The organism is Candidatus Melainabacteria bacterium, from assembly GCA_003963305.1.
Taxonomy (GTDB): domain Bacteria; phylum Cyanobacteriota; class Vampirovibrionia; order Obscuribacterales; family Obscuribacteraceae; genus PALSA-1081.
This window is the reverse complement of the sequence record RXJR01000006.1, coordinates 96295-110814: the sequence shown is the minus strand read 5'-3', so window position 1 is coordinate 110814 and position 14520 is coordinate 96295. Positions and strand designations below refer to the sequence as shown.

The following is a 14520-nucleotide window of genomic DNA, read 5'->3' as shown; positions in this document are numbered from 1 at the left end:
CGGCTATTGTGTCATCTTTGAAAATCGAGCGAGCTCATTTTTCCTTTCAGAATTTTGTATGAGACTTGGGAAGCAATAGTGTTCCACTTGACGATGTGTCAAATCGAGCTGATCAAACCTTGTTATTAAGTGAACCTTTAATTGCAGGGGAGCTTATTAAAGGTTCCCGCCGTTTCCTTTAATAAGCATGGGGATAGATTCAGGCATGCGATAATTGGCAAAATTTTGTTGTTGCCAGCAATGGCATATGTTTTGTCAGGGTTTGTCGATTATCGAGGCGCAGGAATTTATGTCGATCCGGAAACTACTGGGCATTCAACTCATCAGCGTGGTCACTGCCGCAGCGCCACTCATCTCGACGGTGGCTCACGCAAAGGTCGTGTCCACGAGAACTGCAGGTTCGTCGCCGAGTCATCCGAAGGTCGTGTCCACGAGTACTGCAGGTTCACCGACGAGTCATGCGAAGGAGCTTTCACAGAAACCCTCCGGTTCAGCGGTAGCAGCTACGGCCAGAGCAGCGGACGGCGCTAGCGGCTACAATGTGCCGCCGAAAAACATTCTAGATGTCATGCTCGCGCCCGCGCCGCCCATGCCGAAAGTGAGTCCGACCTATGATTCTGTTCTGCTTGTATCTTGGCAAGATTATCCATCTATTGCTCGCGTCGCAACTCCGTTTCTGAAACTCGCCGGCGTGCGCGTTGAGCCTAAGAATCACAGTAAACATGATAGCCCTGGTGGATATGGCATAACCCCTTGCGCAAGCAACTTTGATGTTGTTCGCACCGCCGATGGTGCAATGGTGCATGTCACACTGCCCAAGGCTGGATGTCCTGGTAATCCGTTTTGGGCTGCTGACGGAAAACAATTCGCATTTGTGAATGCCGCAGCCGATTCTGTTGAACTGTGGGTTGCGGATGCAAAAACAGGTGCTGCTCGCCAGATTCCGGGCGCCAAAATGAACCCGATGCTGGATAACGAACTGCAGTGGATGCCCGACCAGAAAACATTGCTGGTCAAGCTCGTGCCTGATGAATTGGGCGCGCCGCCGCCTCAGCCTGTGACGCCGATCGGACCCAGCATCCAGGAGTCGAAAGGTGAGAAGGGCCAGAGCAGCACGTACGAAACTCGCGATACTCTGCGCAATAAACACGACGAAGATCTCTTCGACTACTATTCCGCGACTCAGTTGGCTTTAGTCGATACTGCGACAGGAAAGATCACCAAGATCGGCAAGCCTGGAAGCTACGAAACAGTTGATGCTGCGCCAGACGGCAAGCATATCCTTGTTTATTCAATCCATAAACCGTACTCGTACATAACTACTTACGATCGATTCCCTCACGATGTCGAAGTTTGGGACGTATCAAATCCAGCACAGGTGGTTAAGAAAACTGTTGCTTCTCTGCCGCTTGCAGACCGCGTTCCTATTCACGGTGTGCCGACTGGTCCGCGCGAATTCTCGTGGCGTTCGACCGAGCCAGCGACGCTTGTTTGGGCTGAAGCTCTCGACGGCGGTGACTGGAATGCTAAGGTGCCGGCGCGTGATAAAGTGATGATGCTGAGGGCGCCTTTCGACTCTGCTCCCATTGAAATTACAAAAATGGAACAGCGGTACGACGGGCTCGATTGGGGCGAACAGCCGAATTTCGCCTTGTTGCAAGAGCAGGATCAGAACAGACACTGGAAGCGCACTTTTATTGTCAACGTTGATGATCGGCAAGGAAAGCCGCGTTTGTTGTGGGATCTTTCCACTGACGAAAAGTACAAGAATCCTGGCAATCCTGTGCATCGCCGACTCGCCAATGGTGCTTTTGTGGTGCGTCAGAAAGGTGATTCGATTTATCTTTCCGGAACTGGTGCCTCTGCCGATGGCGATCGACCGTTCCTCGATTGTCTCGATACCAAAACACTAAAATCGCAACGCTTGTTCCGGAGTGATAAGACTGCTCTCGAGCGTTTTCTGGCATTCACCGGTGAGGATGGGCAGACCTTCTTAACCTGGCACGAATCTCCAACTGACCCTCCAAATGTTTTTGTGCGCACGCTGGGCAAACCGGTGGACGCACCAGAGGGGGAAGCAACTGTTGCTTCGACGAGCGTTGCCTTAACTCACCTCCCTGACCCTGCGCCGGAAGTACGCGCGATCAAAAAGCGTCTGGTGAAGTACAAGCGCGCCGATGGGCTCGACCTTTCTTTCACCTTGTACACTCCGCCTGGTTACAAGGAAGGAACTCGGGTGCCGACGATTCTGTATGCGTATCCGCTCGACTATGCGGATGCTTCAGTCGCTGGTCAAGTCACTGGTTCGCAATCGACCTTCACCAGACTGCGTAACTACAAACTCTTGTTGCTTGCTGGCTATGCGATTATCGACAACGCGGCTTTCCCAATCGTTGGCGATCCGAAGAAGGCATACGACACTTATCTCGATCAACTCGTTGCCGACGCAAAGGCTGCCGTCGATGAAGCGGTTCGACTTGGAGTTGCTGACCCTGACCGTATCGGAGTAACAGGGCACAGCCATGGTGCGTTGATGACGGTGAACCTGGTTGGGCACTCGGATCTCTTCAGGGCCGGGGTCGCCACCAGCGGTTCGTACAATAAGACGCTTACGGCTTTCGGATTCCAGAATGAGCGGCGCTCTGTGTGGGAGGCACCTGAAGTTTATTTGAAGGTGTCACCATTCTTCGTTGCGAATAAGTTGAAGACCCCGTTGTGCATCGTACATGGTGCAGAGGATGCGAACCCTGGTACCACGCCGTTGCAGGCGACTATGCTTTACGAAGCTGTTCGTGGCAATGGTGGCACGGTGCGTCTGGTCATGCTGCCGCACGAGCCGCACTGGTACACTGCGCTTGAGTCGAATGAGCAGCTTGTTTACGACATGCTGACCTGGTTCGACAAGTATGTGAAAAACGCGCCGCCTCGTACTACTTCGGCTGTGTCGAGTTCCAACTAACTGGTGCGGCATCGCCACATTGAATCAAATCAATTGTGTAATGTCGGCGCTAGTTCGTCTGCATATACCCCGAGAAATGTTCGGATTGTTTCGCAGTCCATACATTTCCAAATACTTCCTTTACTCGTTTTTGCTTAAGTAGAGTCATCAACCGTAATAGCTGAACGGCATGCGCGGGTGCGCTGGAGACTCTATGGCGGAAAACATACTTATTGCGGAAGACGATATGACGCAATGTTGGTTGCTTGAGTCGCATCTGAGGCAGCTCGGCTATTCGGTCATCATTGCACGGGACGGCAGGGAAGCAGTGAGCCTTGCGCAGACCACAGCCTGTCGGCTTATTCTCATGGACCTGAATATGCCGATGATGGATGGATATGAAGCGACCAGATTGATTCGTAATTTTGAGCGGTCGAAAGCGGCTGATGCGGTGCCGATAATCGCGATGAAAGAGCATGCTGATTTGGATAAAAGTATTCCTTTCGGAATGTCTGGCTATTTGCGAAAACCAATCGTTCGAGAGGAGCTTCAAGCTATTTTGAACGAGAGTGATTGCCGCTGTTTGATCCAAAAGCGGTTGGGTCTGCAGTCTGGTAAAAATTTAGGCGATGATAAAAGCGAAGGTCACAATCAATCTGGAGCGCTGCGGAGTTCGTTACTGAGACAGCGAAACCGGAGTAATGGATAAATCTAGCTTGGTCTCCGGATGATGACTTTCCAACTACCGTTGTTGATCAACCATTGGAGCTGATAACGAGTTACTATGAAGCTTGTAACCGAAAGTTAGGGCTCAGTCGATCATCAGATTCCCCGCTATTTTACTCACAAAGATATTTGTCGTGTCGCTGACGCTCACGGTCTTTACTTCACTTGGGTGTTCAGTCGCCGACGCGGAGGAATCGAGTAGTGTGCCATCTTCGGCGGCTCAGGCTGCGATATCTGCTGAAGCGTCGAACCCGACAACTCCGGCTGCGCCGTCCACTGATGTGCAAAATCTGACGAAACCAGCAGCGACTTCCACTGGTGGTAATGCGAACAATACCAAGACGAACATTTACGACGAGTCGGATCTCGAAACCGCTCCGCCTGAGAAGGTGAAGAAGCATTGGTTCTGGCTTAAGCACGGACCTTCCTTCCTCAAATTGCGTTATTATTTCGCAGCGCAGAACGCAGCTGACTGCGAATTCTTCTACGGAATGGTGCAGGATAATCCGTTTTTGGGGCGAGCATCGATTGATTTCAACAGTGAAAACGGTTGTAAATGTCACGGAGTCGCCCAGGTCACGCACGTCCCGCTAAATAGCAGTGGTGCGGGGCAGCGAGGCTACATCCATGTGAAGTGCGAAGACGGACGGCACATGAAGGGACATTTCACAACTACGTCAGTTACCACTGGCTTTGCAGATCTTACTGACGATAAGGGGCATAAGTTCGAGGCGACGTTCGGGCACAGCGCAGATCAAGCCATCGAGAAAGTGAATGCTTTGCGAAAGAAACTCGGTTGTCCCGAAGTTACTGCTCAGGAAGTCGAGACGAAAGTCAACGCCGAGATATTACACAGAAAGCAGAAGTAAGGCTGTCGTATGGTGCGCAAAACGTTCCGGGGTCGCTTGAGCGTATATCCAGAGTCAGTATGTGCTATTAAAAGCAGCTCAAAGTGTTTAAGATCCGCTTAAAAGCATATATTGGCTAGTATTCCTGTTTTGTGTTATGCTTTTAAAAGCAATTTAACGCATGCGAGGCGCTTTTAAAAGCATATGGTGAGAACTAACAAATTACTTCAGGCGCCCCCTTATGACGTGGAGCAGTGCATGAAACGACTTGGCGAAAATTTGCGAGTCGCCCGTATTCGGCGTCATTTGACGATAGAGGATGTTGCGGAGCGAATTGGTACGGGTCCACGTGCGGTGATGGACGCAGAGAAGGGTAAACCTGCAACGGGACTGGTGGTTTATGCAGCGTTGCTGTGGCTTTACGATCAACTTAATCAACTTGAGAATGTTGCAGATCCTTCCAACGACGAAGTGGGATTAGCGCTGGCACTAGCGCGTGAACGCAAGCGGGTCCGCAAGAAAAGAGACTTAGATCGTGATTTCTAAGCAGTCATCCGAGTGCTTTGTATACATTACGCTGCCGAGAGAGACCACCAGCGTCACGGCAGGGAAGTTTGTATTGATGCAAGATCGGCTCGGAAACTCACTCGGGCGTTTTGTGTATGGCGACAAATATCTGTCACGCGCAAATGCTGTTGAAATTGATCCACTCGATTTGAAGCTCACGAAGCGCACTTATGAGACTGTGCGACTTAGTGGCATATTTGGTGCTATTCGCGATGCTGGTCCTGACTATTGGGGGCGACGCGTAATCGAAAAGCATTCAGGAAAGTCGCAACTTGGCGAGCTTGATTATCTTCTAGAATCGCCTGACGACCGAGCCGGTGCACTCGCGTTTGGCTTGGGAAAGGAACCGCCAGCGCCCAAAAGAAAGTTCAACCAAACAATTGATCTGGAGCGACTTCATCAGTTGGCCGATGCTTTGATTCGCGATGAGATTGAGCATGCAGATCACTTGGCTACTCAGATTCAAGATTTGATTCTTCTTGGTACCTCTATGGGTGGTGCTCGGCCAAAAGCGGTTGTGGAGGACAACATCGGACTCTGGGTTGCGAAATTCAGCCGGCCTGATGATCGCTGGAATAATCCTCGCGTCGAATACGCGATGCTTGAACTTGCCAGACAATGTGGTATCAATGTTGCCCGCAGCCGGCTTGAAAACGTTGCTGGGAAAGACGTTCTGCTGGTGCAGCGATTTGACCGTGAGAAAACCAGTCGTGGTTATAATCGCGCTCGGATGATAAGCGGTTTGACACTGCTTCGTGCTGAGGATTCAGCACAGCAGCGAAATCGATGGTCATACGTGCTTCTAGCTGAAGAACTGCGAAGGGTCGTCGCTGAACCGAGAAAAGATGCGACGGAATTATTTCGCCGTATGTGCTTTAATGCGCTTATTTCCAATCTCGATGACCATCCGCGCAATCACGCACTGATTGCTATGGATATGGACTGGAAACTTTCTCCTGCGTACGATTTGACTCCATCGCCTGTTATCTCCGAAGAGCGCCGAGATCTCGCTATGGCATGTGGAGATCAAGGACGATTTGCAAACATGGATAATCTCTTGTCGCAGAGCCCTCGTTTCTTGCTTGAGCGTGATCAGGCTGCGCATATCGTTTCGGATATGCGAGATCAAATCAAAGCGAGCTGGAATAGCGTGGTTCGCTCATGCGGCGTCAGTATGAAAGATGCGGAGACAATCCGCAGAGCATTTGTGTATGATGGTTTTGCAGCTAAAGAGAATCAGTAAGAGGCTAGTTCACGAAAGTGTGACTAGCAGTTTGCTCGGACCTCTCAGTCCAAATGGTGACTGGAAGTTTACCGGTTGCTGTATGCGCAGATCAGGAAAGTGCTTGTTCAATACTTTCAGCGCTATCGCGGCTTCCGATTCGGCCAGTCCGGCGCCGATGCACCGATGAATTCCGTCGCCAAAGGCAAGGTTGCGTGATTCCTGACGTTGCATGTCAAATGTATCTGCATTGGCGAATTTTGCAGAGTCGCGATTTGCACTTCCCAGCAATAGCCAGACCATATCGCCGTTCTTGATGCTGGTACCGCCGATGGTTGTATCCGTTTGGGCTAATCGAGGCGCCACCTGTGCCGGGCTTTCGAATCGGAGTGTTTCGGTTACAAACGCGCTAACCAGCTCGGGGTTCGCTTTGAGCAGGGCTGCTTGGTCTGGAAAGCGATCCATGCAGATCAAGCAGTTAGCTATTAGATTGACGGTCGTTTCAAAACCTGCGACGAGGAAAAGAATGCTGCTCGCAACTAATTCCTCCGTCTTAAGCTTGTCGCCTTCGTTCTCTGCCTGCACCAGCACTGACAGGAGATCGTTCGTCGGATTTTTTCGACGTGCTTCGATGTGTGGTTTGATGTAGGCGGCAAATTGTTTCATGGCGGAGCCGGCAGTCATAAGCTTCTTCAGCTCTCTACTGCCGCCGATTAGACCCACGACCTGCTGCGACCAGAACCTCAATTTGTCTCCGTCGTGCACTGGGATTCCCAAGATCAAACCGATCACGGCAAGCGGAAACGGGAATGCAAATTCATGAACAATATCTAGCGGAACTTCTGGCGACGACTTCTTACTCATCTCTTGTGCAACCTTGTCCGCAAGCTGTTCGATTTCGGGCATCAGTGCCTCGATGCTGCTGGGCGTGAATGCCTTGGCAATGAGAGTTCGCACGCGAGTGTGGTCGGGCGGGTTGAGATTGAGAAGCCAACTGCCGATTGTTTTCCGCAGATACAAAAGCTGGGGAAAGAAAATTGCCAACAGCGGTCTGCGGCTGTGTTTCCATGTGTGGATCTGCTTGCCGAAAGAATTGTTTTTCATTACTGTTTGAACATCGTCGTAACGACTGACCAGCCAATATTTTTGCTCCGAAACCCAGTAAACAGGAGCACCTTCGCGAAGTCTTTTCAGCTCCGGATATGGATTGTTCAGGAAGTTTTGGTCTGTGTTAGTGATCGGGTTGCAGTATTGAGTGCTGGTTGTAACCATCTGTGCTCCGGCAGCGAATCGGCTGTTCCAAAGAGTATGTCGTCTAGATGTAGCGCCCCACCCATTCTCCGGCGATGCTGCGATCAGTCATTTTGAACCTGCTGATTTGGAAGTGGTTGTCATCCTGTTTTATTTCTCCAAAACCTCTCATTTTAGTAAATTCGGGGTAGGAAATAACAAGTGCCCATAGCTTGACTCGACAATTAATCCACCTGTGGAAATCAACTTCATGTGCTTGGTGATATAGTGTCGGTTCTCGCATGGGTCTATAGCATAAACGGAGGTGGCAACATGAGGCTGCTGATGGGGAATCTTTTCGGGCTTTCGAATGCCGCAAATTTTGTGCGGTTGATGCTGCTCTTCGCGCTGATTGCAACACCGTTTTCATTGATTGCAACACCTGCCGCTCTAGCTCAGGGATCTAGCGCTAACAACTTGCTCATTGTCAATCACAATCTTGATGCAGTTGGAACCAAGCAAATCATTATCGTCAAGAATCCAAGCTCTACGCCGTTCACTCTTGTCGACAACAAAACCAATCAGCCAATTCCAGTAGTTGCTGTGCCAAATGTGGGCGCGCCGTACTATTACTTTTACTTGAAGAAGAAGCAAACGGCTCGATTCACTGGGTACGACAGTAACCCGTTGAGCAGCCAGGTGGCTCTATACTGCCCTGCGGACTCAAGTACAAATGGTCAGGACCCTAACAACCCGAACATCGTGAACCAATGCACCACTTCAACCGGTGCCACTTTCGTGGAGTTTTCGCTGGCAGCAGCTTCGTCGGATAACTGTGATATCAGTGAAGTCAACGGCGTTAACGCAATCTGGAGCATCGATCTTCCGAATGGTGGATGGATCACTGGTGCTTGGGCTGCCCCCAGCGGTAATATCATTCAAGTCCCTCACGTAGAGAATCACCCGGGCGCTTCGCCAACCTTTTATGGTGATTATGGTAATCCCGGTGTGTTTCCTTTTGGTTGCAGCAATTGCGTATCGCGCTATAACAACGCAACTGCGCCAGCCACTCCTCCCGGAAATCTTGCCGTTCCTTGTACTTTCACTTATCCCGGACAGGATCTTGGTTGTGACAACGCCATCAACTATTATCCGAACAACGGCGATTCGCCATGGGTGAGCCAACCGCCACCGAACGGTCGTTATACCGCCTATGAAAATCCTCCTCCGGGTGTTCATAAATTGCCATACAGTCGTTATTTCAACAGTAAAACCCATTTGTTGGCACCTGCTAATACTCAGACTAGTACCGGATATGGTATCTGTCAGTTGAGTGTTAGTCCGAATGGAAATCCTGCTGTTCCCGCTGGTGGTACCGTAACAATAACTCTCCTGAGATATGGAAATCAGGTTGCTGCACGCTCGCACTAATCGCTGCTACGGCGCGTTTATTGCATCGCTGGTTGCGTTGATGTCTTTAGCTTTCGGCTGTCAAACTCCGTGTAATGCGGAGTTTGACGCTAAGCTTGATGATCCTTATTTCCAGGACGAGTATCAATGGGCGATGTTCGTCGAGATGAAGAACGATCGTCCGTTTCTGAAGTATCCGAGCTCGCAGTTGAATCCGCTCACTGCATTTAAAATCAGCGCGCGAACGTTTCCGCAAAATGCTGATGGTGAGACAGTGAGTACGCCGTCGCGATTGTACGAAGAGTTTTGGTATCACGACAGTGTTCCGATCGGACTGAAGAGATACAGTCAACTTAAAATCGCTCCTTACCAGTATGGTGTAGTCGTGCTTGCACCAAGTGGTAGCAACAACGCCGCTGCCGCTAACGTCATTGTCAGATTGCTATTAGAGCTTGAACTGCAGCGTGCTGCCATGGCTGTGGTGCTCGTGCCGATGGATAAATACGACCAGATTGCGAGCGAGCTGGGACACTATTCGTTCTTTCCTGGATTGCAGGTCAAAAAGGGATTCCAAACTGGTATTCGCCTCACCTCGTATCCTTTTGGAAAAGACCGTTTGTATTATTTGAATCCGGCTCGTTTTTGATTTCGCGTCCATCAAGTCGCAAACGAAATTTGTGAAACACAGTTTTTGGTCAGTGTTCATCATTGACCAAAGCAAAAGTTATGTCTCCTAGATCTTCTATAGACGAGAGACCGCGCAAACTCAACACAAATTTGACACCGGCTTTAGTCAGTATGTTTGCGTGTATTAGACCACAAGACAATCAGGAGAGAAATTATGGCCATTGAGACTTTTGACGACCATAAACGATCCGTTTCCAGCTTAGATCGGCCTTCCTTCGGCGTAGACCTGGCAGCTCGTCACGACATCCTTACCAACAAGATAATTTCAACTGGGCGCAATGACTCATTGCATTCGGACAAAGGCTCATTGCATTCGGACAAAGGCTCGCTTGTTTTTGATACCAGAGCTATTTATGGTGAGCCAACTTCAGAGTCAGAACCACACGACCGTGCCAGGGGAGGCAGATGTGAGTACAACGATGAAGCCGGTAAGAAGCGCGTTTGGGGAGATCCCCACCTGGTCGCTGACGATGGGACCCAGGTGGATGATCAAATTGAAGCAGGGAAAGATGTGATGCTGCTTCAATCAAAGGATGGCAATTCTATAGTTGGAGAAACTGCTAAGTTTGATCCTACCAATCCCAATTCTAAGGCAACCGTTTTCGACCGTGAATGCGTCACACTGAGTGGCGGAACAAAGATCTTATTTGCCGGTGACGGAAAGGCTTATCATTATGATCCAAGCAAGAAAGACCACGTGGGCGCCGCTCTCAAAGATGGAGAAGTAGTGACCGGCGCGGAGGAAGACGATCGAGTTGTATACCACGAAAAACAGAAATCGCTTCAATACAACTTCAAGGTAGGAAATGACTATGTTTCCGGCTCACTGAAGGGTAATGACACAGCCAACCCGAACCGCTCAGACTGGGTTGACACTTCTATAGATTATTCATCAGGACATTTTGGCGGGTTTATGCCTGCTCTTAAGAATTCATTTGCCGGTGTCGATGTTGATCATTCAACCGGGCAGGGAGCATTTAAGCCGGACATTTTCGGAAATGAGAGATCCAATAAAGACTTTTACGTCAATAGCCTATATAGCGGAGGAGCGGTCGCAGAGCCAGGTTTGAACTTTGACAAAGACTATGTGGACAATAGAGATTGGCATACAAAAACTGCACCATCCGATGATGCAAACCGTATTTACTCAGAGCCTTTGCAGCCGACTGATTTTTTTCATCACAACCTAATCAGTGCCGGTAGAACAGCAGACATGGAAAACAGAGTGTTTCCAGGTTCAGAGATGACATTCAACAGCGCAATGCCAAGTTTTCATTCATATGGGGACGAAACTACTTCAGGCGCTATGCCGACACCGAAGGAGTTTTCTGGAGACGGCTATTTTGACAAAATGCCTACACCAGATGCGCTCCCCGACAAAATCGAACTCTCTGAGAATGAGCAGGACCAAGGCAAGCCACTCGATTCCGATAGAAATAGAGCCGAAAATCAGCTCCCGAGTGGAGAGACAGAACTGAAGCTTCCCGGTGAGGGCGGCTCTATCAGAGAAATAGATCCAAGTATTGATCCGCGACTCGGATGTGCACTGGCTGTTTCTAACGCCCTCCACGAACTGGACTCCAACTTCCCTGTCACTTCCAACAACAGAAGATTGCAAGAATTGCTGCAAAAGCATGGATACGAGATGCTTCCCCAGCCCGACGGTTTTTCGACCGATAACCTGAGCCCTGGTGATGTTATCATCGGCGCCAGACCTGGAACGATGCCTGGTCATTCGGCAATCTACAAAGGAGCAGGGAAACTCTACGAGAATGACAGCCACACTGGTCTAATTAGTGGTGAGGGACTTCCTGAGAAATTCACAGAAGGCATGCACGACCAGAATGGTAATTGGAACAAAAATGGGTTCGAGAAAGTAATGGTATTTCGTAAGAGTCATTTAGCTGCTCCACCGGAGCAGGAAGATCGTAGTTATCTTTAGCCTTTCTTTCAGTTCAAAATAGAGAACCATAGTAGAACTCATCTTCGCTTACATTGCCGTTCTCACTACAGTGCGGATTGATGCAGTGCTCCCTCTTCGGAGCCTATATACGGAGCCTGTATGGCACATTACTGAGGATTGGCAATGTTTGCGAACACATACATACATCTTGCACAACGGCTCGATAGTGGTGCCGGCAGGTCGTTCAGATTTCGTGACAACGAATTACCAGCAACAAATCGAATTGCCAACAACAAACCGAATTGCCAACAACAAACGAATGGCACCGTGTCTGGCCAATGTTTTTTCCGCACTGGTTGGACATTCCACTCGTCGTAGCCTTGTTTATCTTGTGGATGACGGCAGCTAGTCTATCTTGTGATGATGACTCGAACAGTCATTGTGCCGCGATTGTCCTGCCACGCAAGCGTGTCCGCTGGAATCGTTCCGTCTCGAAGCACACCCGGATATCCGAAGTTTCCGCCGTCATTGCACATGAAACTCAGTGGACCAGTCGCTGGCGGCACGAAATTCTGCTTTTCGATGCCTAGTATCATCGTCGTCGAGCCGATTTTGCCAATCATTGCGGCAGCTGGAAATCCATTGGTACTAGACAGTCCCATGTCCATGTCTCCGTCAGCATTGCAATCAGGTTTGTTTTCTAGTGGGGAACAGTGGTTCCACACACCATCGGCTCTATAGTCGATCCACAGTTTCTCGCCAGGTGTGATTTCCAGACCGGGGGAGGTCCAGACAGCATTGTCAGCGCGCACCTGAATCACGTCTTCCGCAACGACCTGCTGACCGGCATCACGTATCAGGTCATAAATATCCGGATGGTTCCAACCACTTTCGTCGAGATAATGTGTCGCGGGGGTGGTGCCGTTATTGGCTAGCAGCGGGCCGGTCTGAACTGCGGTTGTGCCACCATCCAATGCCTTCTGCGTTGCCGCAGTCATGTTATCTGGATGTTCGATTGCCCTGCGCCACGCGATTTGAAATTGAGCTGGTTTTCCCAAACCCTGGATATTGGAAAGTCCCGGAATCGCCGCCATGCTGATTGCCGGTCCGACATTCATAGTGACCTTCGTCATGGCCTCATAAACATGCGAAGCCGTATCGACAGGAGGCGGAACACCTTTGTTTGGACCGTATGTTTCAGTCTTGCCGCTGTAGACGTCGGTGGCTTCGATGTAGAGATCGCTGCCACAATTGTCAAAGCCGCTGATTGGTTCCAGGCGAGCGAACTTGCCGAAACCAGACGCGGTAACGGAAGCTACTTCGTTGGACATTGCGTCAAGGGCATGCGGAATGTCATATGACACTGAGGCGCGCCGGGCTCCCTGCCAGGCTGCCAGTGTTGCGCACGCGTAGCCGGTGACTGCTCCCATGAGATTGATAAGGGGGAAAGTGATGAAAACAAGTACGAAAAGTGTCGGGGCAAATTCGGCTAGTCCGGCTGCTCCGAGGCAACTGCGCCGGGAGGATGATCGCTGTATCTGCTTGCATGGCATTGGGCCTATATACCTCCCTTCACTCTTTTCCCGGTTCTGTGGACAATATTGTGTAAATAATTTCGCAACTGCGCAAATAGTTGAATTTAGTCGCGAGGCTGAGTTTTATATTTGTGCAACCTTGTGTCTATGGGGTGTCAACTCACCTCGCTATGATGATGCGCACGTTCATTACGCCTGTGTTGTCGTCATAGCAGGCTGGACTTTTCATTGCGTCATTCATCATCATGCTCAATTTCCCTGGAGTCGGTGGCACCATGTTCCACTGTCTCTTGCCCAGCAAAAACATATGAGCACCGTCATCCAGCGTTCCAATCATTGACGAACCTGCTAGATTGTTCCATTGAACCTGGGTTCCGACGTAGCCATCGGCATCGGTTCCCTGAGTCTGTTGTGATGGAAACGTGTTCCACTCTCCGTCGGCACGCATGTCGATCCAGATTTTGTCGCCAGGCTGAACGTCCAATCCAGATGGAGTCCAATTTGAGTTATTTGCGAATACCTGTATTACATTGTCATCGATGACTGTCTCACCAGCAGCAGCAATCATGTCGTAAATGGTCGGGTAATTCCAGTCGCTCTCGTCGACCTGTGGTAACCCTCCTCCCCTCGAGTATCCGCTTTCCAGTAGTGGACCGGTCGTGAATGGTGCCGTTCCACCAGCCAGTGCTGCCCGGGTTGCCGCCGTCATGTTTTCAGGGTGTTCGATTGCTCTGCGCCATGCGATTTGGAATTGCGCCGGCTTCCCCAAACCAGGTATGTTCGAAAGTCCTGGAATTGCTGCCATGTTGATGGCTGGTCCGACGTTCATCGTGACTTTTGTCATTGCCTCGTACACATGTGAAGCCGTGTCAACAGGTGGCGGAATACCTACATTTGGACCATATGTTTCGGTTTTCCCGCTGTAGACGTCGGTGGCTTCGATGTAGAGATCACTGCCACAGTCTTTAAAGCCGTTGATCGGCTCCAGCCGAGCGAAGTTGCCGAAGCCAGAGGCGGTGATGGCTGTCACTTCACTGGACATTGCTTCAAGGGCTTGCGGAATATCGTATGAGACTGAAGCGCGCCTGGCTGCCTGCCAGGCTGCCAGCGTTGCGCATGCGTAACCGGTGACTGCTCCCATGAGATTGATCAGCGGGAACGTAATGAAAACCAGCACAAAAATTGTTGGAGCAAATTCAGCCAGTCCGGCGGATCCGAGACGATTGCGCCGGGAGGATATTCGCAGTGTCCGCTTGCATGGCATTCGGCTGTTACCTCCTCTTATGTTGTTCCCGCGAATGTGCCAAAAGTTGCATGAACATATGCGCAAATGCGCAATTAGATACATTGGACCGTGAGTCTTGCATTCTCAACGCATAGTCGGTGTTGTGGGTTTGTTTAATAGTATCGGAAGCTTGTGTCTGTCGTGTGTCAACTGTTATTCAAATCGCCTG

General features: G+C 50.2%; 12 protein-coding genes. 9 read left to right on the top strand and 3 right to left on the bottom strand.

What is annotated here, in order from left to right; genetic code table 11:
- Window positions 1-289 precede the first annotated feature (289 nt).
- The 5 genes from EKK48_08085 to EKK48_08065 all read left to right on the top strand — a co-directional run bounded on the left by EKK48_08085 (window position 290) and on the right by EKK48_08065 (window position 6322).
- Entirely contained in the window at window positions 290-2959 is a 2670-nt protein-coding gene (locus EKK48_08085; protein ID RTL43695.1) for a S9 family peptidase, read from the top strand.
- Between the two features lie 169 nt (window positions 2960-3128).
- Complete coding sequence (locus EKK48_08080; protein ID RTL43694.1) at window positions 3129-3647, top strand: response regulator; 519 nt, start codon at window positions 3129-3131, stop codon at window positions 3645-3647.
- Window positions 3648-3867: 220 nt separating this feature from the next.
- Window positions 3868-4533 (top strand): hypothetical protein, encoded by a 666-nt coding sequence (locus EKK48_08075; protein RTL43693.1) that lies wholly within the window; start codon window positions 3868-3870, stop codon window positions 4531-4533.
- 183 nt (window positions 4534-4716) lie between these two features.
- Window positions 4717-5058 (top strand): XRE family transcriptional regulator, encoded by a 342-nt coding sequence (locus EKK48_08070; protein RTL43692.1) that lies wholly within the window; start codon window positions 4717-4719, stop codon window positions 5056-5058.
- A 76-nt stretch (window positions 5059-5134) separates the two neighbouring features.
- Entirely contained in the window at window positions 5135-6322 is a 1188-nt protein-coding gene (locus EKK48_08065) for a type II toxin-antitoxin system HipA family toxin (GenBank protein ID RTL43847.1), read from the top strand.
- Window positions 6323-6331: 9 nt separating this feature from the next.
- On the opposite strand, the gene EKK48_08060 is transcribed toward EKK48_08065, so the two are convergent.
- A complete protein-coding gene (locus tag EKK48_08060; GenBank protein RTL43691.1) occupies window positions 6332-7573 on the bottom strand; it encodes a cytochrome P450 in 1242 nt (413 codons plus the stop codon).
- 303 nt (window positions 7574-7876) lie between these two features.
- Between EKK48_08060 and EKK48_08055 the strand changes: the two genes are divergently transcribed.
- The 4 genes from EKK48_08055 (at window position 7877) to EKK48_08040 (ending at window position 11940) form a co-directional block, all read left to right on the top strand.
- Window positions 7877-8962 carry a hypothetical protein gene (locus EKK48_08055; protein RTL43690.1) on the top strand — a complete coding sequence of 362 codons (1086 nt, stop codon included), beginning with the start codon at window positions 7877-7879 and terminating at the stop codon, window positions 8960-8962.
- Between the two features lie 40 nt (window positions 8963-9002).
- Window positions 9003-9587, top strand: coding sequence for a hypothetical protein (locus EKK48_08050; protein ID RTL43689.1), 585 nt, complete (start codon window positions 9003-9005; stop codon window positions 9585-9587).
- Between the two features lie 195 nt (window positions 9588-9782).
- Window positions 9783-11570 carry a hypothetical protein gene (locus EKK48_08045; GenBank protein RTL43688.1) on the top strand — a complete coding sequence of 596 codons (1788 nt, stop codon included), beginning with the start codon at window positions 9783-9785 and terminating at the stop codon, window positions 11568-11570.
- Window positions 11571-11718: 148 nt separating this feature from the next.
- A complete protein-coding gene (locus tag EKK48_08040; protein ID RTL43687.1) occupies window positions 11719-11940 on the top strand; it encodes a hypothetical protein in 222 nt (73 codons plus the stop codon).
- Between the two features lies 1 nt (window position 11941).
- On the opposite strand, the gene EKK48_08035 is transcribed toward EKK48_08040, so the two are convergent.
- Both EKK48_08035 and EKK48_08030 read right to left on the bottom strand, forming a co-directional pair.
- The gene (locus EKK48_08035) at window positions 11942-13084 is read right to left on the bottom strand and encodes a hypothetical protein (protein RTL43686.1); all 1143 of its coding nucleotides are present in this window, start codon (window positions 13082-13084) and stop codon (window positions 11942-11944) included.
- Between the two features lie 142 nt (window positions 13085-13226).
- Window positions 13227-14330: a hypothetical protein gene (locus tag EKK48_08030; protein RTL43685.1), complete on the bottom strand. Its 1104-nt coding sequence runs from the start codon at window positions 14328-14330 to the stop codon at window positions 13227-13229.
- Window positions 14331-14520: the final 190 nt, after the last annotated feature.